This window comes from Acidovorax sp. SRB_24 (assembly GCF_012931925.1).
Genome location: NZ_MWOM01000357.1, coordinates 1 through 254 on the forward strand (window position 1 = coordinate 1; position 254 = coordinate 254).

General features: G+C 74.4%; 1 pseudogene. It reads left to right on the forward strand.

The window, feature by feature from the left end:
* Positions 1-62 precede the first annotated feature (62 nt).
* Positions 63-254, forward strand: a pseudogene (locus tag B2J89_RS22260) (AmpG family muropeptide MFS transporter); the annotation flags it as partial.

A 254-nucleotide genomic window follows, 5' to 3' on the forward strand; every position in this document is an offset into this window, starting at 1 on the left:
CCGCGCCAGCCCCCCGCCGCGCCGAGCCCGCCGCCGATGCGGCCGCCCTGCGCCCGCCGCGCATGCCTTGGCGCCAGACGCTGCGCGTGTACCGCGAGCCCGCGAGCCTGCGCATGCTGACGCTCGGGTTTTCTGCGGGGCTGCCGCTGTTGCTGGTGCTGGGCACGCTGTCGTTCTGGCTGCGCGAGGCCGGCATCGACCGCACGACCATCGGGTACCTCAGCTGGGTCGGGCTGGCCTATGCGTTCAAGTGG